This is a genomic window from Streptosporangium sp. NPDC049376 (genome assembly GCF_044466505.1).
Classification (GTDB): Bacteria; Actinomycetota; Actinomycetes; order Streptosporangiales; family Streptosporangiaceae; genus Streptosporangium.
Window position 1 is genome coordinate 19,922 of the sequence record NZ_JBITMT010000030.1, and the last position, 22,687, is coordinate 42,608.

19 protein-coding genes are annotated in these 22,687 nt (G+C 70.3%); 14 read left to right on the forward strand and 5 right to left on the reverse strand.

Annotated features, from left to right (window positions below; all coding sequences use genetic code 11):
• The first annotated feature begins 159 nt into the window (after positions 1 to 159).
• Complete coding sequence (locus ACIBVQ_RS37850) at positions 160 to 708, forward strand: VOC family protein (protein WP_399183599.1); 549 nt, start codon at positions 160 to 162, stop codon at positions 706 to 708.
• Positions 705 to 1,523: a MerR family transcriptional regulator gene (locus ACIBVQ_RS37855; RefSeq protein ID WP_399183601.1), complete on the forward strand. Its 819-nt coding sequence runs from the start codon at positions 705 to 707 to the stop codon at positions 1,521 to 1,523. Before ACIBVQ_RS37850 ends, ACIBVQ_RS37855 begins: the two co-directional genes overlap by 4 nt.
• A gap of 6 nt (positions 1,524 to 1,529) precedes the next feature.
• Here ACIBVQ_RS37855 and ACIBVQ_RS37860 read toward each other — a convergent pair whose 3' ends face one another.
• Positions 1,530 to 2,417: a helix-turn-helix transcriptional regulator gene (locus ACIBVQ_RS37860; protein ID WP_399183603.1), complete on the reverse strand. Its 888-nt coding sequence runs from the start codon at positions 2,415 to 2,417 to the stop codon at positions 1,530 to 1,532.
• A 34-nt stretch (positions 2,418 to 2,451) separates the two neighbouring features.
• Positions 2,452 to 4,107, reverse strand: a complete 1,656-nt coding sequence (locus tag ACIBVQ_RS37865) for a serine hydrolase (protein ID WP_399183605.1) — start codon at positions 4,105 to 4,107, stop codon at positions 2,452 to 2,454.
• Between the two features lie 208 nt (positions 4,108 to 4,315).
• Here ACIBVQ_RS37865 and ACIBVQ_RS37870 point away from each other — a divergent pair, with 208 nt between their 5' ends.
• Positions 4,316 to 5,266 carry a helix-turn-helix domain-containing protein gene (locus tag ACIBVQ_RS37870; protein ID WP_399183607.1) on the forward strand — a complete coding sequence of 317 codons (951 nt, stop codon included), beginning with the start codon at positions 4,316 to 4,318 and terminating at the stop codon, positions 5,264 to 5,266.
• A gap of 45 nt (positions 5,267 to 5,311) precedes the next feature.
• Positions 5,312 to 5,821, forward strand: coding sequence for a signal peptidase II (locus tag ACIBVQ_RS37875; RefSeq protein WP_399183610.1), 510 nt, complete (start codon positions 5,312 to 5,314; stop codon positions 5,819 to 5,821).
• Positions 5,822 to 5,878: 57 nt separating this feature from the next.
• On the opposite strand, the gene ACIBVQ_RS37880 is transcribed toward ACIBVQ_RS37875, so the two are convergent.
• Positions 5,879 to 6,475, reverse strand: a complete 597-nt coding sequence (locus tag ACIBVQ_RS37880; RefSeq protein WP_399183612.1) for a TetR/AcrR family transcriptional regulator — start codon at positions 6,473 to 6,475, stop codon at positions 5,879 to 5,881.
• A gap of 96 nt (positions 6,476 to 6,571) precedes the next feature.
• On the opposite strand from ACIBVQ_RS37880, the gene ACIBVQ_RS37885 reads away from it, so the two are divergent.
• The 4 genes from ACIBVQ_RS37885 to ACIBVQ_RS37900 all read left to right on the forward strand — a co-directional run bounded on the left by ACIBVQ_RS37885 (position 6,572) and on the right by ACIBVQ_RS37900 (position 8,821).
• Positions 6,572 to 7,483, forward strand: a complete 912-nt coding sequence (locus tag ACIBVQ_RS37885) for an NmrA/HSCARG family protein (RefSeq protein WP_399183614.1) — start codon at positions 6,572 to 6,574, stop codon at positions 7,481 to 7,483.
• A gap of 141 nt (positions 7,484 to 7,624) precedes the next feature.
• The gene (locus tag ACIBVQ_RS37890; RefSeq protein ID WP_352012278.1) at positions 7,625 to 7,924 is read left to right on the forward strand and encodes a hypothetical protein; all 300 of its coding nucleotides are present in this window, start codon (positions 7,625 to 7,627) and stop codon (positions 7,922 to 7,924) included.
• A gap of 105 nt (positions 7,925 to 8,029) precedes the next feature.
• On the forward strand, positions 8,030 to 8,563 hold the full coding sequence (locus ACIBVQ_RS37895; RefSeq protein WP_399183616.1) for a hypothetical protein: 534 nt from the start codon (positions 8,030 to 8,032) through the stop codon (positions 8,561 to 8,563).
• A 99-nt stretch (positions 8,564 to 8,662) separates the two neighbouring features.
• Positions 8,663 to 8,821, forward strand: coding sequence for a hypothetical protein (locus ACIBVQ_RS37900; RefSeq protein WP_386197079.1), 159 nt, complete (start codon positions 8,663 to 8,665; stop codon positions 8,819 to 8,821).
• Between the two features lie 491 nt (positions 8,822 to 9,312).
• Here the strand turns inward: ACIBVQ_RS37900 and ACIBVQ_RS37905 are convergent, their stop codons facing one another.
• Positions 9,313 to 10,113: an alpha/beta fold hydrolase gene (locus tag ACIBVQ_RS37905; RefSeq protein ID WP_399183618.1), complete on the reverse strand. Its 801-nt coding sequence runs from the start codon at positions 10,111 to 10,113 to the stop codon at positions 9,313 to 9,315.
• 58 nt (positions 10,114 to 10,171) lie between these two features.
• Positions 10,172 to 11,422 carry an MFS transporter gene (locus ACIBVQ_RS37910; protein ID WP_399183620.1) on the reverse strand — a complete coding sequence of 417 codons (1,251 nt, stop codon included), beginning with the start codon at positions 11,420 to 11,422 and terminating at the stop codon, positions 10,172 to 10,174.
• Positions 11,423 to 11,520: 98 nt separating this feature from the next.
• On the opposite strand from ACIBVQ_RS37910, the gene ACIBVQ_RS37915 reads away from it, so the two are divergent.
• From ACIBVQ_RS37915 to ACIBVQ_RS37940, 6 genes are all read left to right on the forward strand, one after another.
• The gene (locus ACIBVQ_RS37915; RefSeq protein ID WP_399183622.1) at positions 11,521 to 12,084 is read left to right on the forward strand and encodes a TetR-like C-terminal domain-containing protein; all 564 of its coding nucleotides are present in this window, start codon (positions 11,521 to 11,523) and stop codon (positions 12,082 to 12,084) included.
• A gap of 543 nt (positions 12,085 to 12,627) precedes the next feature.
• Complete coding sequence (locus ACIBVQ_RS37920) at positions 12,628 to 14,154, forward strand: MFS transporter (protein WP_399183624.1); 1,527 nt, start codon at positions 12,628 to 12,630, stop codon at positions 14,152 to 14,154.
• A 40-nt stretch (positions 14,155 to 14,194) separates the two neighbouring features.
• Positions 14,195 to 14,764, forward strand: coding sequence for a TetR family transcriptional regulator (locus ACIBVQ_RS37925; protein ID WP_352012426.1), 570 nt, complete (start codon positions 14,195 to 14,197; stop codon positions 14,762 to 14,764).
• A 977-nt stretch (positions 14,765 to 15,741) separates the two neighbouring features.
• The gene (locus tag ACIBVQ_RS37930; protein WP_399183626.1) at positions 15,742 to 15,942 is read left to right on the forward strand and encodes an MbtH family protein; all 201 of its coding nucleotides are present in this window, start codon (positions 15,742 to 15,744) and stop codon (positions 15,940 to 15,942) included.
• Positions 15,943 to 16,040: 98 nt separating this feature from the next.
• On the forward strand, positions 16,041 to 17,051 hold the full coding sequence (locus tag ACIBVQ_RS37935) for a MupA/Atu3671 family FMN-dependent luciferase-like monooxygenase (protein ID WP_362913045.1): 1,011 nt from the start codon (positions 16,041 to 16,043) through the stop codon (positions 17,049 to 17,051).
• Complete coding sequence (locus tag ACIBVQ_RS37940; RefSeq protein ID WP_399183628.1) at positions 17,048 to 22,615, forward strand: amino acid adenylation domain-containing protein; 5,568 nt, start codon at positions 17,048 to 17,050, stop codon at positions 22,613 to 22,615. The genes ACIBVQ_RS37935 and ACIBVQ_RS37940 overlap by 4 nt, the downstream gene beginning before the upstream one ends.
• Positions 22,616 to 22,687 lie beyond the last annotated feature (72 nt).

The window sequence follows — 22,687 nt, forward strand, 5'->3', positions numbered from 1 at the left end:
TTGAGAATCGCGCGGGGGCGGGAGCGGCGGATCGTCCGTACGGGGAGCGGGGTGGTGGATCACGGCATCAACCGATCGGTTGATACGGGCGGCCGGGGCCGTGGTCGTCGAACGATTCGGATTTGACCCTGACGCCGCGTCAGGCTCCACGATGAACGCATGGCCGACTACTACGACGCATTCGAGATCAGCCCTGTCCCTCCGCCCGGGCCCGACGCGACGCCACCTGAGATCTACCGGGGCATCTACGGCATGCCGATGTTCGTCACCGTGCCGACGTCGGATCTGGCCGCGTCCGTGGACTTCTGGACCCGCGGGCTCGGCTTCATCGACCTGTTCACGATTCCCGGCCAGGTCACGCACCTTCGGCGGTGGGCGTTCCAGGATGTCCTGCTTGTCCCGACCGACGCCCCGCAGACCCCTTCGACGGTGAGCGTCAGCTTCTCCTGTGTGCTGAACCAGCTCGACGGGATCGCGCAGGCGTGCACCACGCTGGTGCCCGGATGCACGACCGGACCACGACAGACACCGTGGAACACCGTGGATCTGGAGGTCGTCACGCCGGAGAACGCCCGGGTGATCCTGACCGCGGCCCGTCTCCTCGAACTCGGCAGCGACGAGGCGCGCAACCTTGAGGCGATGGGCATCCCCCTCCCGAAGGAGGGAAATCGCGCAGGTCAGACGCGCATGACAGACTCGTCGGTGTGACCGACAGAGCGATGGGCGATGCCGCGGAGTCCGGCGGGCTGACCGTCGGGGCCGCGGCATCGCACGCGGGAGTCACCGTCCGCACCCTCCATCACTGGGACGCGATCGGGCTGGTCCGCCCGTCCGGACGGACCACAGGCGGTTACCGGCTCTACTCGGCGGCCGACGTCGCACGTGTGCACCGGGTGCTCATCTACCGCGAGCTCGGCCTGCCCCTCGACGACATCGGTGAGCTTCTCGACGCTCCGGCGGTCGACATGACCGTGCCGCTGAGACAACAGCGCGCCCAGCTCCTCGATCGCATCTCCCGTCTGCAGTCGATGGTCGACGCGGTCGATCGCATGATCGAAGCCGCGAATGCCGGCATCCTGCTCTCCGCGGAGGAACAGGTCGCGATCTTCGGGCAGCGCTGGGATCCGGCGTGGGCCGAGGGCGCGCGTGACCGGTGGGGCGAAACACCTCAATGGGCGCAGTACGCCGAGCGCGCCGCGGGCATGACCCCCGAGGACTGGCGGCGGATCGCCGACAGCGTCGCGACGCTCGAAAACGACCTGGCGGCGGCCAAGCGCGTCGGCGTCAGACCCGGCAGCGCCGAAGCCAACGCCCTGGCCGAACGGCACAGGGCGTCCATCGGCGCGTACTTCGACTGCACCCTTCCGATGCACGTCTGCCTGGGCAGGAGCCACGCCGCCGACCCTGGCTTCAGGGCCTACTACGACGCGATCGAGCCGGGCCTGACCTTCTGGCTCCGTGACATCATCGACGCCAACGCCCGCGATCGAGGCATCGACCCGGATTCGGCGACCTGGACCTGACGGACGTCATGCCTGCGGCGTGCCCGCCGGGCGTTCGGCGGGCGCCGTCGCGGCGGCGCCGTGCCGGTGCCGCGGGCCGAGAAGACGCAGCATGTCCAGCGCCTCGGAGCCGCCGGGCGTCGGGGTGAACACCCGCAGCCGCTGGTCCGCCGCGGGCGTCGCCAGCACCTCGCAGTCGAGCTCGATCACGCCGAGTTCGGGATGCATGATCCGGTACGGGTGCGACCTGCGCACCGCGACCTCGTGCCGGTCCCAGAGGGCCGTGAACTCGGTGCTGGCCGTACGGAGCCGTGTGACGAGCTCGCGGGACGCCACGTCGTCCCCGCGGCGGGTCACCGTGGCGCGCAGGTCGGCGACCAGTTGCCTGGCCTGCTCCTCGTGCTCCTCGGGCGCGAAGTAACCGCGCACGTCCGGCTCGGTGAACCAGCGCAGCACGATGTTGCGGTTCTCCGGGGCCACCGTGCACACGCATCCGAACAACGCCTGCGCCATGTCGTTCTGCGCCAGCAGGTCACCCAGGTCGCTCAGGACCTGGACCGGAACGCTGTCCAGCCGGTCGAGCAGGTACAGCAGGCTTGGCCGCAGGTACTCCCCCGCCCGTGCCCCCTCCGGCGGCCGGTGCCCGGCGAGCAGGTACAGATGGTCCCGCTCGTCGATGGTCAGCCGCAGCGCGCGCGTCAGCGCGGCCAGCATCTGGACCGAGGGCTGCGTGCTCCTGGCCTGCTCAAGCCGCATGTAGTAGTCGGCCGACATCCCGGCGAGCGCCGCGACCTCCTCACGGCGCAGCCCCGGCGTGCGCCGCCTCGGCCCCTCGACCAGCCCGACCTCCCCCGGGGTCAGCCGTCCCCGGGACCGGCGCAGGAAATCGGCGAGATCGTCGCGATGCATCCCCATGCCGGTAGTGATACCACCGTTCCGCCGAGGGCGGTCACACCGCCGGGAGCCCGACCGCGTTTGAGGCGTCGGCCTCGAAGTACTCGGTGGTGGCGAAGGGGCCGACGTGCTCTTCGAGGAAGCTCCTGACACCGTCGACCGAGTCGTGGACGATGACGTTCACCGCCCTGTCGCCGTCGGCGCTCGCCACCGCCAGCGTCCATCCCGCCCCCCTGGGCAGCAGGCCGTACGCCTTCTTCAGGGAGTTCCAGAAGCCCTCGCTGTCGGAGATCGTGGAAACGGTCATGACGTGCACTGTGGCACTCTCCTTGTTCGTTCTCGGATGCACCCGGCAGTTGATGTGGAGGTACCGCGCGGCCCCGTCTTCGAAGTCGTAGATCGCGACGGTCTGCGGGTCCTCCAGCGGGTCGCCGGAAGGCATCAGGAAATGTGTCTCGCTGATCGGGAGAAGCTCGTATTCGAGCCGTTCCGGCCTGTTGAGGAGTTTCGCCTCCATGGGGTTCAGGGTGAGCCCGAGGTGGAGTCTCCCGTCTTCGGCCACCACCTCGTAGCGGGTGCCGGGCCGCCCGTAGGAGCCTTCGTACCTGGACAGGTCGAGGGCCGGGACCGGGGCGGGCTTCGGCAGGTCGGGGATCGTGACCGTGCCGAGGTCGGCGAGGATCTCGTTGAACACCCTCCGGTAGAAGCTGTCGCGCGGCCCGGCGTTCGTCAGCATCGTGATGGCGATGTTCGACTCCGGCAGGATCCGCAGGCGGGCGCTCTGGCTGACCGCGCTGCCGTCGTGGGCGTAGACGGTCTGGCCGTGCCAGTCGCACACAATGAGACCGAGCGCCCATTCCGGCCCGAACATGTACGGGTCGGGTACGGCGACCCGGGATTCCGTTATCTCACGGATGATCTCGGGCGAGACGATCCTGGTCCCGTCCGGTGCCTTTCCCTCGTTGAGGAAGACGGAGGCCATCATGAGCGTTTCCCTGGCCGTCGTGCTGATGTTGCCTCCGGGGCCGAAGGAGCGCGGCAGGTGGCCCAGCGGTGAGAGGACGGGGCCCTCGTCGAGGGACCGGATCAGATATCCGGTCGCGGCCCGGTTCCGGTCGACGTGCTCATGCCTGCTGCTCGTCGAGGTCAGCCCCAGGGGACCGAACAGGCGGTCCCTCATGATGTCGTCCCACCGCCTGCCGTCGGCCACCTCCATGACGCGGGCGAGGATCGCGTAGCCGAGGGCCGCGCTGTAGCCGTGGGTGTGACCCAGGGGGTGGACCTGTGACGCGCCGGCGATGTTCTCCACCATGCGCTCGTACACGTCGTCCCCCTCCCCCGGATCTCCGTAGCTCTCCTCGATGCCGTTGGTGTGGTTGAGGAGGTGACGGGGGGTGACCCTGGCACCGACCTCGGGGTCGGCGACCCGGAAACCCGGGAGGTAGGTCCGCACCGGCTCGTCCAGGGAGACCCTTCCCTCGTCGACGAACCGCATGAAGGCGAGGGCGGTCCATGTCTTGGACACCGAGCCGCACCGGTAGACGGTGTCGGTCGTCGCGGGCTCTCCCGTGGAGACGTCCTTGACGCCGACCGCGAAGTCGGTGATCTCCCCGTCGCTGAGGACGCCGATCACGGCGCTCGGGATCCGGTACTCCGCGAGCAGTCCGGCGACGTGAGCCCGTATCCGGGGCACGTCCAACGCTCTCGTCACAAGGGGCTCCAATCTTTTCCAGATGCGGAAAGGCTACGTTGCGTTTCAAAACTCGTCAACGAATAAACCTTAACGATGCGCGTCTTCGCTGGGATTTTGTGAAAATCGTTGCAATGACATTGTTGATAAATGCAATCCATGCCGATCGTTCGTTGCAATGTATTGTTGGTGAACGCACCCGTGAACCCGAACCGACAGGGGCGAGCCGATGCCCGGAGACAGGCTGACCCACGAGGACCGCCGGCGGATCGCGACCTGGCTGGCCGAGGGGCTGGGATACGCCGAGATCGCCAGACGGCTGGGCAGGCCCACCTCCACGATCAGCCGCGAGGTGGCACGCAACAGCGCGCCCGGTGGCTATCTGGCCGACCGTGCGCAGCAGGCCACCGGACAGCGGGCCCGCCGTCGCAGACCGGTCCAGGCCACGTGTCCACCGGCCGGCGAGCGGTCGGCCGAGTCCGTGCACGGTTTCGTGGAGCGGCTCGCGGCCCCGCTGGTCGGGGTCGGCCTTCCCCGGATGGCCGCCCGCGTGTTCGCCTGCCTGCTCACCTCCGGCTCAGGAGACCTGACGTCCGCCGAACTCGTGCGCGGGCTGCGGGTCAGCCCCGCCTCGGTGTCCAAGGCCGTCGGTTACCTTGAGGCGATCGAGCTGGTCGGGCGCACCCGGGACTCGGGGCGCCGTGAACGGTACGTCGTCGACGACGACGTCTGGCTCCGGGCGTTCAGGGCCGACACCGGGGCGCACGCCGAGGTCGCGACGGAGGCTCGGCGCGGGATCGAGATCTTCGGCGCCGACACGCCCACCGGCGCCCGGCTGGGCCGGATGGCTCAGTTCTTCACCTGGATCAGCGAGCAGATGAACGGCAGTGATCTCACCAACGCCGTCGTCCGTGACGCGCTGACGGTGGTCTCCGCGCTGGTGTACGCCGCCCGGCCGCTCACCGTGGACGAACTCGCCACGGCACTGGGCTGGCCCGTACGGCGGGCGGCCGGCGCCCTGGACGCGATCGGCCGCCGTCCGGTCCTCGCCGACCCGTTCGTCGTGGAACGGGCCGGGAGCGGCGCGTTCGCCGCCGCCCCCAGGCCGGACCGCCTGAGCCCGGCGCAACGCGACGCCCTGCTCGAAGGCGTGGCGGCACCTCGGAAAACGCCTCGGTAGGCTCGGAGGAATCCTGGTTCGGACACGGTGGTACGGAGGCCTTGAATGATGCGATCGGAGCGGGGTTCGAGGCGGCTGTACGGCATCATGCTCGCGCTGGCCGCGGTGGTCGCGCTCCTGGACCAGCTCACCAAGTTCTGGGCGGTCTCCGCACTGTCCGAGACCGAGCGTGTCCCCGTGTTCCCCCCGCTGATCCACTTCCGGCTGCTGTACAACCCCGGCGCCGCCTTCTCCCTGGGAGAGAACGCCACGTGGGTGTTCGCCCTGGTCGCGGCGGCCGCGGTGGGTGGCATCCTCTACACCGCCCGCCGCGTGGCCTCCCCAGGCTGGGCGCTCGTGCTGGGCGCGCTGCTCGGCGGCGCGGTGTCCCACCTGGGCGACCGGCTCCTCCGTGAGCCCGGCTTCGCCCGCGGGCACGTCGTGGACTTCATCGACTACGGCCCGTTCGTGGGCAACGTCGCCGACATCGCGCTCACCTGCGGGGGTGCCGCGCTGGTACTGCTCAGCCTTCGCGGCGTTCCCTTCGCCAAGGAGACGGGCGAAGAGCCCGCCTGACCCGCACCCGTGCCGCCGCGTCCCACCGTGGACGGCGCGCCGGTTCACGGGACCGGGCTACGGCCCCGGCGGCGCCGGGGAGCGGATTCCGTCGAGGGCGAGCAGGAGCAGGCGGTCGGTCGCGGCGGACGCGTCGGCGTGCCGCTCGGTCGCCGCCGAGATGGCGTTGACGAGGGTGAGCAGGTCGTCGATGGACACCTCAGGGCGTACGGCCCCCGCCAGCCGGGCCCGGGTCAGCAACTCCTCACCGGCGCCGCTGATCTTTCTGTGGCAGGTCACGTTCCGTTCCCGGTGTTCGAGCTCGTGGGCGCTCAGCAGCAGTGACGGGGCGAGCCCGCGCACGTTGGCGGCGTAGGTGCCGATGGCCCTGAGCCAGGTGACGAGCGCGGCCCCGGGGTCCGGCTCCGCAGCCAGCTCGCGAGCCTGGGAGCACAGCGTCTCGACGCGGTCGAGGAACACCGTCTCCAGCAGCGCCAGGCGGGAGGGGAAGTGCCGGTGCAGCGTCGCCGAACCGACCCCGGCCTGCCTGGCGATCTCCTCCAGCGAGGCGTCGACGCCGTCCCTGGCGATGGCGATCTGGGCCGCGGCCAGGATCCGGTCGCGGTTGCGCCGCGCGTCTGCGCGCTTCGGCCGTTCTTCCCTGGTCTCCCGCACCGTGTCTCCTGCCGCTTGCCAAGTGGGGTGGTCCCCCATATCTTACCCTGAGAAGTGAAAACGGGGTGTCACCCCACTTATTGGTGGAGGCCTGTCATGCCTGATCCAGTGCTCGTCACCGGTGCGACCGGCAAGCAGGGCGGCGCGGTCGCGCGAGCCCTCCTCGCCGCGGGAACACCCGTGCGGGTCCTTCTCAGAGATCCGGAGTCCGAGCCGGCCAGGGCCGTCCTGGCGCTCGGCGCCGAACCGGTGCTCGGAGACCTCGACGATCCCGCGTCCCTGACGGCCGCGGTGACCGGTGTCCGCGGAGTGTTCTCGGTGCAGCTCCCGGACCTCACCAATCTCATGTCCGACGGCGAGGCCGTCCGCGGCCGCAACCTGGTCGAGGCCGCCAGAGCGGCCGGTGTGGCGCAGTTCGTGCACACCTCGGTCTCCGGAGCCGGAGACGAGGTCCGGGCCGTGCCCGGCTGGACGCCCGACGAGTGGAGCCGCCACTACTGGGCGAGCAAGGCCCACGTGGACGACCTCGTACGCACCGCGGGATTCCCCCACTGGACGATCCTGAAGCCCGCGACCTTCATGGAGAACCTGCTCGGCCGGTCCTACATGTTCGGCGACTGGGCGGAACAGGGATTCGTGACGGCGTTCGCGAAGGACACGAGACTGTCACTGGTGGCGGTTCCGGACATCGGCGCGGCGGCCGCCGCCGCCTTCGCCGACCCGGCGAGGTTCACCGGCGCCGACGTCGAGCTCGCCGGCGACCTCCTGACGATGACCGAGATCGCCGAGATCCTGTCCGGGGTGCTGGGCCGTACGGTCGAGGCTCCCGTCCTGTCCGCCGAACAGGCCGTCGCGCGGGGGCTTCCGCCCATGATGGTCAACATGCAGCAACAGATGAACGTCCTCGGCCAGGCGGCCCACCCGGAGCACGCGCACGCGTTCGGGCTGACCATGACCGGCTTCGCCGCCTGGGCCCGCGACGCCTTCGGTGGGGCGCATTCGTCCTGACCCGGGGGTGACGAGGGTCTCGTCGGCACCTGAGGGCCCGCTGTATCGTCGTGATCGGGTTACACGTCTGGAGGTGATCGCGGTGCATCCGGTCTTGTGACGGCCCCATCCCGGGGCGTCGCGGAGCCGAAAGGTGACCGTATGAGCAAGACTGACAAGACCCGGCCCTGGTGGGTGCGGATGGCCGAGACACCGATGGTGACCTGCCTGCCCGTGCACGACCACCGGTTCGGGCCGTGCACGCTGCCGGATGAGATCACCGCCGACGGCGTCTCCCAGAGCGTCCGCACGACCGGCTGTTACTGGGGTGCCCCCGCCGGTCTCTGGTTCGGCCACACCGGCAGAGGCGGATACCGGGAGTGGCACTACTTCCTGCGCCAGGAGCGCCGGCGTGACCGCCGCCGGGCACGCCGCGAACTGCGCGCCTATCTCGACGACTGAAGGCCCTCCCGGCGGGGGGGGGGGGGGCGCCCCCCCCCCCCCCCCCCCCGGAACCCCCAGGAGGCTGGGTATGAGCACGGGCACTCCCGAAGGACGCGCCGGCCGATGAGCCGGCCGGTGTGGCTGCTCGACGTCGACGGTGTGATCAACGTCGCCCGGCCCGGTTGGGGAGGTATCCCGCGCAGAGGGGTCGCCCACTCCGGTGGCCACGCCTATCGCATGCGCTGGGCGCCCGCTCTGATCGACCGTGTCCGCGCGTTGCACCGGACGGGCACGGTCGAGATCCGCTGGTGCAGCACCTGGTGCGCCGACGCCGATGAGGTGGAACGGTTGTTCGCCCTGCCCCGGTTGCCCCGTGCCTGGTCGGAGCGCCTTTCCAGTACCGCCGCGGCGGAGGCCAAACTCGCCGCGGCACGCCAGGTCCTGGCGCGAGGGTGGCGGCTCGTCTGGACCGACGACGTCGAGGTGCCCACCGGCGGTCCGGTGCATGACGAGTTGACCAAAGACGGCCGGGCCCTGTTGATCGCGCCGTCGCCCCGCGAGGGTCTGCGGCCCGACCACATGGACGCGATCGAGGGCTTCGTCGCCACTCGGGGTGCCGGCTCCGGAGGCGGGCGGTCCGGACCAGAGGGTGTCTGATAATTCGGCGTTTCGGAGCCAGAGCACGAGCGAGGCGATGGTGACGCCTGCCAGATAGCGGCTGGCCGGTTTGTCGAAGCGGGTGGCGATCGCGCGCCATTGCTTGAGTTCGCCGATGCAGCGTTCGACCAGGTTGCGCTGCTTGTGGGCCAGGGCGTCGAAGGCGTGCGGGCGGCCTCCCAGGTTGCCCCGGCGCTTGTGGTTGGCGATCTGATCGCGGCGTTCGGGGATGACCGCTTTGATGCCGCGCCGGCGTAGGTCGAGCCGGATCTTGCGGGTGGAGTGAGCCCTTGTCGCCGATCATCGTGTCCGGCCGGGTGAGGGGGCGGCCGCCGGCCGGGCGGAGGAGTCGGTGACGTTACGAGTTGACTGTGTCGGTGAGAAGCAGCAACGGATGTTCACGAGTTTCAGCAGCACTCTGCGATCTTCGCGACGGCCGAATGTCGATGAGAACCGAGAACGCCTGACGCTGCGAGCTGACGTGTGTCCAGGCCGCCGCCCCCGCACCGGCTGTTGTCAGAACTCATCGACAAGAACATGTCGCCGGGGCGGGCGTTGTCGATTCTCATCGACAAACGTTGCAGCCTCTCACCGACAAAACCAACGAGTGCTTGCGGCTACTACCGCTCAGTACTCCCGAATCGAGATCAACGAACACGACTCATGACCACATGTCGGTACGCTGACCTGCCGGTTCGGCACTTAGCGCTAATACTGACGAGTAGAGTCCCCGGCTTCCCAAGCAGTTCCTAGTCGGTTCCCACATCGGCCAGAAGCTTCGCCGTGCCCTCGGGCGCCTCCACTGGGAAGTGGTGGCTGCCCAGCTCGATGAGAACGATGTCGAGCCGGTCCCCGTAGCGGTCGATCGCTTCCTGCGTCACCAGGTCACGAATCGCGAACACGGTGATCGGCTGCTTCGTCTCGCGCAGTGCCGCGTCCATGTCCCAGCGCATGAGCCCTTCGATGGAACGCAGCCCCGCGGGCTGCCGTACGGCGACCATCTTCTCGAAATACGTTTCCTTGAGAGCCGGATCGGTCCCCGCCGGCGAGCCTCCCTCGACGAGGCCCCGCACCCCGGCGGCGAAGTCCTCCCGGAACAGGCGCAGCATCGCTTCGACCTGCTCGTCGCTCATCGCCGGGAACAGGGACAGGTAGTGCAGCGCGTCGAGCGCCACCACGCGCGAGACCGTATCGGGAAGCAGCTTGCCAACCTCGACAGCGACGGCCCCACCGAGGGAGTGCCCGGCCACGACCGCCTTGTTCACCGACTCGGTCTCCAGTACGGCCGCCACGTCGCGGGCGAACTCCTCCATCGTCCACAGCGCCCGCGTCGAGCGCGACTCGCCGTGCTCGGCAAGGTCGATCGCGAGGACACGGTAGTTCTTGGGCAGATGGTTGGTCACCGCGTCGAAGTCGCCGCGGTCGCACGCCCAGCCGTGGACGAGGGCCAGGGTCGGCCCTCCGGCCGGGCCGCTGGCCGTGTACCGGATGGTCGTGTGGTCCCCTCGCTGGACCCCCAAGTGCTTCTTGTTCCTGCTTGTCTCCGTCACGATGTCTCCTTATTACTTGTTACGCATTTGCTGAGTGGAGCAGGGCGGGCGCGGGTTCTCAGCCGCACGCGGCCATGACGGTGCGGCGGTTGGCCCGTAGCTGGTTCAGGCGCAGGGCGAAGGCGGAGAACGTGATCACCGCGATCGCCAGCGCGTAGATCACGGTGGCGGTCCTCAGTCCCAGGGCAGTGACGGCGATCCCGCCGAGTACGGCGGGCACGCTGTTGCCCAGATAGTTGATGGTGTTCGCCAGGGCGAAGACCGCGCTGCGCTCGTGCGGCCTGGCGATCCGGGCGAAGGTGCCGAACGTCGCCAGCACTGACGCGCCGAAGCCGAGACCCGCGACGATGGTGCCGGCGGCGGCGAGCCAGGCAAGGTTCTGCGCCACCCCGGCGAGCGAGATCAGGGTGCCCAGCCCGAGCATCGCGGACGAGGGAGCCAGCAGCCAGGAGGCGGATCGGGAGCGGAGCAGGAAGACCGCGAGTGCTCCGGTTCCGGCCAGGAGCGTCACGACGACGCCGCCGATCAGGTGGTTGTGCAGCCCCAGCAACTCGGCCGCGACGGACGGGCCGAGCGAGAGGTACATCCCGGCCAGGGCCCAGGTGGCGATCATCGCCGGCACCACCGGGACGATTTCGGCGTGCAGGTGCGCGGGCATCGCGACCCGGGGTCGCAGGGAGGCGACGGCTCCCGGCCGGCGCGGCGACGTCTCCGGGACGAAGGCGACGCCCACCGCCGCCAGCAGCATCCCGCCGAGCAGCAGCACATAGATCAGCCGGGTCGGGGAGGGGCCGAACTCCACCAGCGCGCCACTGCCGAGAGCACCGGCGGCGAGCCCGGTCAGGGGAGCCACCGAGGTGACGACGCCCGCCCGCCCCCGAGACGGCTCTAGATCGACCAGCGTGGCGCTCAGCGTTGTCGTCGCCGCCCCGGTCGCGATGCCCTGCAGCACCCGAGCGGCTGACAGGACGAGTACGTTCCCTGCGACCAGGAACAGGACGAGTGCGATCACCTCCAGTGCGATCGCCGCGGCGAGCACCGGCTGGCGGCCGAGATGGTCCGACAGCGCTCCGACGACGAGCAACGAGCCGAGCAGGCCGAACACGTACAGGGCGAAGACGACCGTCAGCACCCACGCCGTGAACTGCCACTGCTGCTGGTAAATGACATAGATCGGGGACGGGGCGCTGGACGCGGCCAGAAAGAGGACGAGGACGGCGGCCACGGAGGGGAAGGCCCCCTTCCACGGCACGCGGCAGTGCGCACCGCCGACGGGCGGTGTGGGGAGGGCGGAGGACTCAACAGACATGAGCATCTCGCAGTGATCATTGCGTTAGCGGCTTCAACGTACTACAAAAGCAGTGATCGTTGCGATTATAAAGCAGTGATCAATGCGATACTGATTGCATGCGTCCTGCGCCTTCCTCGCCTCGCGCCGAGAGCCGACCCGGCGGCCGCTCTGCCCGGGTCCGCGCCGCCGTCCATCAGGCCGTTCGCGAACTGCTCAGCGACGAAGCCGACGAACTCACGATCCCGGTGATAGCCGCCCGCGCAGGCGTGCACGCCACCACGGTCTACCGCCGCTGGGGCTCCGTCGGAGACCTGCTCACCGACGTCGCGACCAGCCGCTTCTCCGGAGACATCGTGGTGCCGGACACCGGAAGCCTGCGCGAGGACCTCGAACGCTTCGCCTCCGACCTCGCCAGGGACCTCAGCGACCCGGACACGCTCAGCTTGGTACGAGCCATCGTCGGCACGGGCGGTGAGAACGCCGGCGTGTGCCGCGCGGAACGCCAGCGGCAGCTCGAAGCCATGCTCGAACGGGAACAGGCCCGGGGTAACGAGACCCCACCCATCGAACGCGCCACGGACGCCCTGCTCGCCCCCCTCTACTACCGCGCCGTCTTCACCGACCAGGCCCCTACTCCCGAATGGGCACGCACCCTGGTGTCACACCTGCTGCCGGACTGACCACACTCACACCGTCACCCCCGACCGGGCGAACATGTGCGACAGGTCGTAGGCGCACACCGGCCTCCGGGAGGATCGGACGACCGGATTTTGGCGCTACGCACGACGAGCACATCCGGTACAGGCGGCAACGCGCCGGACGACGCAGAACCAGTTCTCGGCGCCTGCGTCGCCGGGCCGCGGGGTCGTGCTCGGCAGTGATGTGGGCGGAGGTCTCCACGCCCAGCTCCAGGTCCGACTTGGCCGGCGTCGCCTCGATCGTGCCCGCGGCCGGCCCCACTCCGGTGACCGACGCCCTTCACCTCGCACGACGCCTCCTGGGAGGCGAGGCCGCACCGCCTCCGTGAGCGACGAACCGCGGACCGGCACCGGAACGTGAGCTCGTGTCGCCGTCCGGCCCGGGTGGCCTCGACCGGCTGATGGTCTACCCGATCAAGAACGAGACGTACGTCCCGGCCCCGGCCGGTGACGCCCGCTCTCATTAAATTGAACGTTTGTACTAGTTGTACTAATGTTCAATTTTATGAGAGCGAAGGGGGCGTGATGGCGGGGCAACGGTTCACGCGGGCAGGGGCGCGCCAGTGGGCGGGCCTGGGCCTGCTGGCCATGCCGACGGTGCTGCTGGGGCTGGACGTGACCGTGCTGTACCTGGTGGCGCCGAGCATGGCGGCCGATCTGTCCCCGTCGGCCACCCAGCTGCTATGGATCATGGATGCCTACGGGTTCCTCGTCGCCGGGTTCCTCGTCACCATGGGCACGCTGGGCGATCGGATCGGGCGACGCCGGTTGCTGAAGATCGGGATGATCGCCTTCGCGGCGGCCTCGGTGTTCGCCGCGTTCGCCCCCACGGCCGAACTGCTGATCCTCGCGCGCGCCCTGCTGGGGGTGGCCGGGGCGACGCTCATGCCCTCCACGCTGTCGCTGATCTCGAACATGTTCCCCGACCCGCGTCAGCGCGCGGTCGCGATCGGGGTCTGGGCCACGATGTTCGCGCTCGGGATGGCCGCCGGGCCGATCGTGGGCGGATCGCTGGTGGACTCCTTCTGGTGGGGAGCGCCGTTCCTGACGGCGGTGCCCGTCGCCCTCGTCGTCCTGGCCGGAGCACGCGCACTGCTCCCCGAGTACGCGGCCCCGGCCACCGGCCGGCCGGACCTGATCAGCGTGGGCCTGTCCCTGGCGACGATCCTTCCGGTCGTCTACTCCGTCAAGCGCATCGCCTCCGACGGCCCCGGCGGCCCGGCCCTCGTCTGTGCCGTGGCGGGCGTTCTGGCCGGAGTCGTGTTCGTACGGCGCCAACGTCGCCTCACCGACCCCCTGCTGGACGTGACGCTGTTCGGCAACCGGGCCTTCACCGCGGCCTTGAGCGTGCTGCTCATCGGCCTGGCCGGAGTCGGGGGCTCGATGTACCTGGTCACGCAGTACCTCCAGCTCGTCGTGGGGCTCACGCCCTTCGACGCGGGACTCTGGATGGGTCCACCGGCGCTGGCGATGTTCGCCGCCGCCATCGGTGCTCCCCTGGTCGCCCGGCGCTTGCGTCCCGGCTCGGTCATGGGTGCCGCCCTCGGGGTGTCCCTCGCCGGGTACGCGCTGCTCGCCACCGCGGGGCTCGACGACGAGATCCCTGTGACGGCCGGCTTCGCGTTCGTCTATCTCGGGCTGGGCGCCCTCGCCGCCCTGGGCACCGACATCGTGGTGGGCGCGGTGCCGGCGACGCGATCCGGGTCGGCGGCGTCGATGTCCGAGACGGTCCAGGAGCTCGGCATCGCCGTCGGCGTCGCACTGCTCGGCAGCCTCACCACCGCCGTCTACCGTACTCAGGTGACGGTGCCCGAAGGTCTGGCGTCGGAGACCTCCGGTCCCCTCACCGACAGTCTGAACGCGACCGTGGCGATCACCGAGAACCTTCCGCCTGGGACCGTCGAGGCGGCCCGGCAGGCCTTCACCAGCGGACTCAACATCGCTTCCCTGGTCGCGGGGGTCGTCATCGCCGCCGCCACGGTGCTGTGCCTCAAGATGCTGCGTCACGTGCCCGTGCTCGGGGAGGCGCGGAGCCGCGACACGGACGGTTGAACGACGGTCCCACTACCCTGGGGTCGTGCCGAGGAGCAGCATGGACGACGCCACCGACGACGGCGAGCACATCGACGGACGCCGCGCGCGTGGTGAGAGACGACGCGCGGAGATCATCGAGGCCACCCTTGCCGTGGTCACTCGCGACGGCGCGGCAGGCGTCACCCATCGCACGGTCGCCAAGCAGGCCGGCACCACGACGTCTCTGAGCACCTACTACTTCGCGACCCTCGACGACCTGCTCGTCGCCGCCCTCACGAGCGTCGCCGACGCCTACACCGCCCGCATTCGCGACATCATCGACACCCCCGGCGACAAGCTCGCCGGCCTGGCCCGCCTCATCGCCGAGTCCGCCGGTTCCGGACGTGAACGCGCCCTGGCCGAACGCGAGCTGGCGACCCTGGCCGCCCGCCGCCCCCCACTGCGGCCCGTGGCACGCCGCTGGCGGGAGAACATCGCCGAACTCGCCGCCACGCTGACCGACGACCCCGCGGCCATCGCCGCCCTCGTCGCGGCCTCTGACGGGCTGTGCACCGCGATCCTCCTCGACAACGCCCCCGCCGACCCTGATCACATCCAGGCCGTCCTGCAACGAGCCGTCCGCGACTGAACCGGCCGGTCGGCGCGTCCCCGGTGAGCGGCGGCCGCGGGGCCACGCATTTATCGGCGACGCGAGGTTTTCGGCTCCGTGCTTCCGCCGGTCCGACAGGTGGAACGACCGGATTCGGCCTGTAAGGACTTCTCACGCGGGCTCGCCACGGCCGGACGCGATGTGACTTTCCGCAGCGTTCGCGGCTTTTTGCGCTCTCAGAAATGGCCGATTGCGCGAAGCCGACGCCACGGACGCTCCGCGGACCGTTCGCTCAATTAATGTTCGCGAAACTCCTCCTGCGAGCACGGATTCCGGGAGGTGATTCCGAAAATGCACCGAGCCGATCCGCTCTGCGGCCGGTGGCACAGATCCGAGCGGAGGCCGGCGCAGGTGCGTCGAGGTATGGGCCTTTCCCGCCTCCCCTGCCACCGTCCGTGACCGGCCCCGTCGCTCATCGGCGGAACCGAACGCTGTTCTGCGACACGGCTTCAAAAGATATGAACAATCACCTTTGTGAAATCCCCTGCACACACGGCGGGAAGGCTCGCCGCGAGCTTCGGGACGCCGGTCGGCGTTACCCGGCCCACCATCAGGACTCAGCTCGACCAACCGAAACCCCCGCCTCGCCGGGACCTCCCCTTGACAGGACCTGGTGGGCAACATACTTTCCGCAAGAGTTCTTTAGCAGCACGCCGTGAACGTTAGAGCACATTCGAAGGCTCATCCCCTCACGGACAACCGAAACATGGATTCACGCATCCGCCTGAACCAGGCGCGAGTCTTTCGGGAGGCGGAGCTGCGGCAGAGGTTCTTCGCGCACGCATTGGATCGTGAGGGCCCGGGATATATCCCGCGTTCACCTCCGGAGCAAAACCGCGCCATCCCGAAATAGCCAGCGTGGAAAAGACGCTTCCCGGCTCCTCGCCGCGGGCCTGGCCGGCACCACCGTACGTGAGATCGACGTCCACCCGCCCGACCGGAACGGAGACCGCGACATGACCGACCCGTTCGAGGAAGCCGAAGGCACCTACCTGGTCCTGGTCAACGACGGGAACCGGCACGCGCTGTGGCCCTTCGGTCCGAAGGTCCCCGCGGGCCGGCGGGTCGCGCTGGGAACCTCCCCGAGAGCCGAGTGCCTTGACCACATCGAGGCCAACGGGCGCGGCATCCGGCCCGTGAGCGTCACCCGTGCCTGACACGGTGCACGGCCTCTCGCCGCGCCGGCACCGAGGTTCACCTCCACGGCGTTCCCATCACCCGGCCGCCCAGAGCTCGCGAAAGGACTGACGTCCCGATGGATATCAGCGTCATGTTCTTCGGGGCCGACAACGTCGGCGGCGTCGGCCATGCCACGAAGTACACCGAGATCCTGGACATCGCCAGAGCGGCCGACCGACTGGGCTTCACCGCAGTCTGGACCCCCGAACGGCACTTCCAGCAGGTGGGCCAGGTCTTCCCCAACCCGTCGGTGCTGAGCGCGGCCCTGGCGGTGGCCACCGAGCGCATCGCGATCCGGGCGGGCAGCCTGGTGCTGCCACTGCACCACCCGCTGCGGGTCGTGGAGGACTGGGCCGTCGTCGACAACCTGTCGCGCGGCCGGATCGGCCTGTCGGTGGCCACCGGCTGGCACTCCAAGGACTTCGTGCTCGCCCCCGAGCGGTTCGCCGGGCGGCGCGAGCACGCCCTGGACGGCATCGAACTGCTGCGCCGCCTGTGGTCGGGCGAGGAGGTGGAGTTCACCGACGGCAGCGGCAGGCCGGTCGCGGTACGGCCCCAGCCCACGCCCTACTCGCCCGAGCTCCCCCTGTGGCTGACGACCTCGGGCAGCCCGCAGACCTGGAGGACCGCCGGGCGGCTGCGCACCAACGTACTGGCCGCGACGATCGGCCAGACCCGCGAGGAACTGGCCGGCAGGATCGCCCTCTACCGGGAGCTGCACCCAAAGGGCACGGTGACCCTGATGGCCCACACCCACGTCGCCGACGACGCGGCCCGGACGGTAGGCGAGCCGCTCAAGGCCTACCTGAAGTCCTACGTGGCGCAGACCGCCACCAACCGGCTGGACGACGGCCGGGCCGCCCGGCTCACCGAACGGGAGAGCGACGCACTGGCCGAGTTCGCCCTCCGCCGCTACCTGAACTGGGGCGGACTGCTCGGCCCGGCCGAGCGCTGCCGCGAGTTCCTCACCGACCTGAGCGACCTGGGCGTCGACGAAGTGGCCTGCTTCGTCGACTTCGGGCTCCCGGCCGAGCAGGTGCTCGCCGGGCTGGAGCGACTGTCCACGCTGATGACGGAGGCCCCATGAGTACCACGACCCGTTTCGCCGCGCTCCCGCGTGAGCAGCGCGTCACACTCCTGCGCCGCCTCGTCGAGGCAGGGCAGATCGGGGCGATCCCCGACATCGTCCCGCAACGCGACCCCTCCCGGCCGGTACGGCTCAGCCCAGGCCAGGAGGACCTGTGGGTCTACGAGGCGCTTTATTCGGAGTTGTCCGCCCTCAACCTCTGCTGCGCCTACCACTTCGACGGCCCCGTGGACCCCGGCGACCTCGAAGCCGCCCTGACGATCGTCCAGGAGCAGCACGACATCCTGCGCATGCGCATCACCGGATCGGTCGACGAACTGCGCGCCGACTTCCCCGCCGCGGGGCCCTTCGTCCTGGAGCGGGCCGAACTACGTGGCCCCCTCCACGACGAGCTGACCGCCTACAGCCGACGGCGCTTCGACCTCAGCAGGGACCGGCTGATCCGGGGACGCTTCATCAGGGTTGACGAAAAGCGCTCGACCCTGGTCCTGGCACTGCATCACATCGTGACCGACTGGTTCTCCTTCGACATCCTGCACAGGGAGTTCACCGCCGCCTACAAGACCGTGCGCGACGGCACCCCGCCGGTACTCGGCCGCCCGGAGATCCAGTACCCCGACTTCGCCTCGTGGCAGCGCGAACTGGAGGAGGCCGGGGTGCTCCAGGCCCAGCTGGGCTTCTGGCGCGACTATCTGGGCGCCCCTCCGCCCCCGCTGACCGTGGGGCCGCTCGGCGCGCCGCGCGGCCCGTTCGGCATCACGCGGCTTCCCTTCCACATCGACCTGGAGGGGGAGGCGGCGATCCGCGCGCTGGCCAGGGAGCGGGGCGCGACCGTCTACGGAGTCCTGATGACCGCCTTCGCGGTGCTCGCCCACCGGCTGAGCGGCCAGGACGACATGACGATCGGCACGCCCGTCGCCAATCGGGCGGCCAAGGGCCTGGAACGCGTCATCGGCTACGTCATGAACGAGGTTCCCACCCGCTGGCACTTCGAGCCGGAGACGACCTTCGCCGACCTGCTGAGCCGCTTCACCGCCGACTTCCCGCGCCTGCTCGACAACGCCGACGTACCCGTGGGGCGGATCGTCAGCGCGATCCGCCCCGAGCGGGTTGTCGGGCGCTCGCCGCTGTTCCAATGGGTCTTCATGCACCTGACCCGCCAGGAGAGCGTGCGGATGTTGCAGGAGATCGCCGAGCCGGAGCGCGTGCAGACCGGCGGCGAGCACGACGTGATGGGGATCGTGCGCGACACCGAGGACGGCCTCGCGGGGGCGCTGGAGGTCCGCACCGACCTCTACGACCCCGAGGCGGTCCGCGCCTGGGCCGACGGTTTCACCGTCCTGCTGGCCGACCTGGTGCGCTCCCCCGACACGCCGATCTCCCACGCGGCGCTGCTGTCCGGAGAGACGCCCGGCGCCGCCGTCCCCCGGGAGCTGCCCGCCACCTCGCCGGCGGATCTGGCGGTACGGCAGGCGGCCCTCTCACCGGACGCCGTGGCGGTCGAGTCGGAGCAGGAGGCGGTGACCTACGCCGAGCTGATCGCGCGGGCCGACCGCCTGGCCGGGGCGCTGCGCGAGTGCGGCGCCGGTCCGGAGCGGATCGTCGCACTCGTCCTCGGCCGGTCGGTGGAGCTGGTGGTGGGCATCCTCGCGGTCCAGCGCGCCGGAGCCGCCTTCCTGCCCGTCGACCCCGAATACCCGCAGGACCGGATCGTGTTCATCCTGCGGGACGCCGCGCCGGTGGCCGTCGTGGCCGACCCGGCGACGCCCTTACCGGAGACGGGTGTCTCGCGGTTGTCGCCCGGCGACTCCGGCCGGGCCCCGCTCCCGCGGGCCTTCGAACCGCTGCAGGCCGCGCACGTCTACTACACCTCCGGATCCACCGGCACCCCCAAGGGCGTCGTGGCCTCGCACACCGGGCACGCGACGCTGACCGTCTCCCTGGTCGAGCAGCTCCGGATCGACGCCTCCAGCCGGATACTGCAGCTGAGCGCCCCGACCTTCGACGTCCTGGTCGGCGAGCTGTGCATGGCCTTCGGCTCCGGCGGCACACTCGTCGTCACCAGGCCCGGTCCCCTGACGGGCAGGGAGCTGGCGGAGGTGCTCGTGGAGCGCGAGATCACCGGCACCTTCATCTCACCGACGATCCTGGCCAGTGTGCCGCCGGGCGAGTATCCGGCGCTGCGCGTGATCGCCACCATCGGCGAGGTCTGCTCCGCCGAACTGGTGCGGGCCTGGGCGAACAGCAGGCGCCGCTTCCACAACACCTACGGGCCGACCGAGGGCACGGTCCTGGCGACCCTGAGCACGGAGCAGCCCCAGGGGCTCCCGCCGATCGGCCTGCCCATGGACAACGTCGGGGCCTACGTGCTGGACGCCCGGCTGCGCCCGGTACCCGTGGGCGTGCCCGGCGAGCTCTACCTGACCGGGGACCTCCTGGCGCGCGGCTATCTCAACCGGCCCGGGCTGACCGCCGAGCGTTTCGTGGCCTGCCCGTTCGAGCCCGGCGCGCGCATGTACCGGACCGGGGACCTCGCACGTCGGCGGCCCGACGGGCAACTGGACTTCCTCAGCCGCACCGACGACCAGATGAAGGTGTCCGGTGTACGCGTCGAGCCGGGCGAGATCGAGGCGGTCCTGTCCGCCCACCCCTCGGTGAGCGGCGCCGCCGTGGCCCTGCGGGACGGACGCCTGATCGCCTACGTGGTGCCGCACGGCGAGCTCGACCAGGACGCGCTCATCGCCCACGCGGCGGCCCGGCTGCCGGTCCAGATGGTGCCCGGCGCCTTCGTCGAGCTGGCGAGCCTGCCCCTGACCCGCAGCGGCAAGCTCCACCGGGCCGCCCTGCCCGCGCCGCCGCGCCGGGCCGGGACCCGTGCCCCCGCCGGCGCCGTGGAGACCCGGCTCTGCGAGCTGTTCGCCGAGTTCCTCAAGGTCGACGACGTCGGAGCGCAGGACAGCTTCTTCGCCCTGGGCGGCGACAGCATCGCGGCCCTCCAGCTCGTCTCCCGGGCCAGGGAGGAGGCGATCGTCCTCACCCCGAAGGACGTCTTCGTCGCACGGACCCCGGCCAGGCTCGCCGCGCTCGCCGGAGCCACGAGCGAGGTGGCGACCGACTCGCCGGTCGGGCGCTTCCCCCTCACCCCGATCATGCACCGGTGGCGTGAGCACCACGGCCTGCTGCACGCCTTCGCGCTGTCAGCCCTGCTGCCGGTGCCCGACGACGCCGACGCCGAGCGCATCGGTCGAGCGCTCCAGATCTTGACCGAACGGCACGCGAGCCTGCGGACGCGGCTCGTCCGTCACTCCGGCGAGCACTGGGAGCTTGAGGTCCCGGCGACCGCCGAGCCGGTGGGGCTCGGCGGGGCCGCCCTGGATCCCGAGAAGGGCAGGATGCTCCAGGCCGTCTGGCAGAAGGAGGCGGGCAAGCTTCTCCTCACCGTGCACCGCCTGGCCGCCGACGGCGTGTCCTTGCGCATCCTGGCCGCCGAGATGGCGGTGTTGCTGTCGGGCGCCGATATGCCTCCTCCGCGCGGGACCTCCGTGCAACGCTGGTCCACGCTGCTGCACGAGCAGGCGGTAAGCCCGGCGCGCCTGGCCGAGCTGTCCTTCTGGACCGGGATGGACACGGGCGAGGAGGCCAGGCTGGTGCCCGGCAGGACGAGCGGCGGCAGCCGTACCACCCTGACCAGGACCCTCGCGCCCGAGATCACTGAGGCGGTGCTCACCCGGCTGCCCACCGCCTACCGCTGCGGGCCGGACCACGTGCTGCTGGCCGCGCTGACCGCCGCGGCGGCCAGGTGGCGCGGCCACGGCAACGCCCTGCTGGTCGAACTGGAGGGCCACGGACGCGAGGAGCCGACCGGCGACGTGGACCTCTCGGCGACCGTCGGCTGGTTCACCGCGCAGTACCCGGTCCGGCTGGAGGCCGCGGAAGGGTTCTGGGACGGCGCGGCCGGCGTCACGCTGAAGCAGGTCAAGGAGCAGCTGCGGGCGGTTCCCGGCGGCGGGCTCGGCTACGGCATGTTGCGTTATCTCAACCCGGACACCGCACCGCGGCTGGCCGCCTCGCCCGGGCCCGACCTGCGCTTCAACTACCTCGGGCGCTTCTCCGGCGGCGACCTGGAACCGGTCGGCACGACCGACGTGCCGACGACCTACGCCGTGGAACTCGACGTGATCGCCGACGGACCCCACCTGGTGGCCGTCTGGTCCTACGCCGGCATGTCGGCAGAGGAGGCCGAGACCCTGGCCGACCTGTGGTTCGAAGCGCTCGGCGTGCTCGCCCGGGAACAGGGGGGCGGCTCGACCAGCTCGGACTTCCCGCTGGTCGAGCTCTCGCAGGAACAGGTCGACGCTCTGGAGGCGGTGGTGGGGTCCAGGCTGTCGGACATCCTGCCCCTCTCCCCCACCCAGGAGGGCATGCTCTACCGTGCGCTCCTGGTCGAGTCCGGGCCGGACGTCTACATGATGCAGGGCCGGTTCCGGATCGACGGGCCGGTGGACGTGGCGGCACTGCGGCGGGCGGTCGACACCCTGGTGGAACGGCACGCCGGCCTGCGCGCCTGTTTCCGGTACAAGGCGGGGCTGCGCAGGCCGGTGCAACTGGTGCCGGAACACGTGTCCGTCCCCTTCGTCGAGGTGGACGGACAGACGATGGAGGAGGTGATGGCGGCCGACCGGATCAGGCCCTTCGACGTCACCAGGCCACCGCTGCTCCGCGCCGCGCTGGTCGGCTCGGAACTGCTGCTGACGGTCCACCACCTCCTGATCGACGGCTGGTCGAAGCCCCTTCTGGCCCGCGAGCTCATCGCGCTGTACGAGGGCGAGACGCTGCCGCCCGCCCCCCAGTTCCGCGACTACCTGGCCTGGCTCCGCGCCCAGGAGCCGGACAAGGCCACGGCCGCCTGGGAACCGGTCCTGGCGGGGCTGCCCGGTCCCACCCGCCTGCATCCGGACGCCCTCGACAGCGTGATCCCGCACACGCTCGACCTCGAACTCACCGAAGAGCTGAGCAGGAGGCTGCGCGAGCGGGCCCGCGCGGTCGACGTCACGCTCTACATCCTCGCCCAGGCCGCCTGGGCCATGGTCCTCGCCCAGATGACCGGTCAGGACGACGTCGTCTTCGGCACCATCGTCTCCGGCCGCCCGCCCGAGATCCCCGGAATCGAGTCGATGATCGGCCTGTTCATCAACGCGCTGCCGGTACGGGTCAGGCTCGGCGACAACCTCCTGGCCCGCCTGCAGGACGAGCACGCCCGGCTGGCCGCCCACCAGTACGTGCGCCTGGCCGACCTGCAACGGCTGGCCGGGCATCGCGACCTGTTCGACACCGCGCTGGGCTTCGAGAACTATCCCCGCGACGGCCTGGACCGTCCCGGGCGCCTGCGGCTGGCCGAGGTCTGGGACTCCTCGCACTACCCGCTGGCCGTCATGATCGATCCGGCTGACCGGCTGTACATACGGCTGGCCTACCGGCCCGACTGCCGCACCCGCACCGAGGCCGCGCTGATCATGGGACGCCTCGTGCATGCCTTCGAACAGCTGGCGGACGGGGCCGAGTAGGTGAACTCGCCTCCTCCCGGCGGAGTGGAACAACGCCGTCACCCCACGGTTCGCCGAGCAGAGCATGCGGGC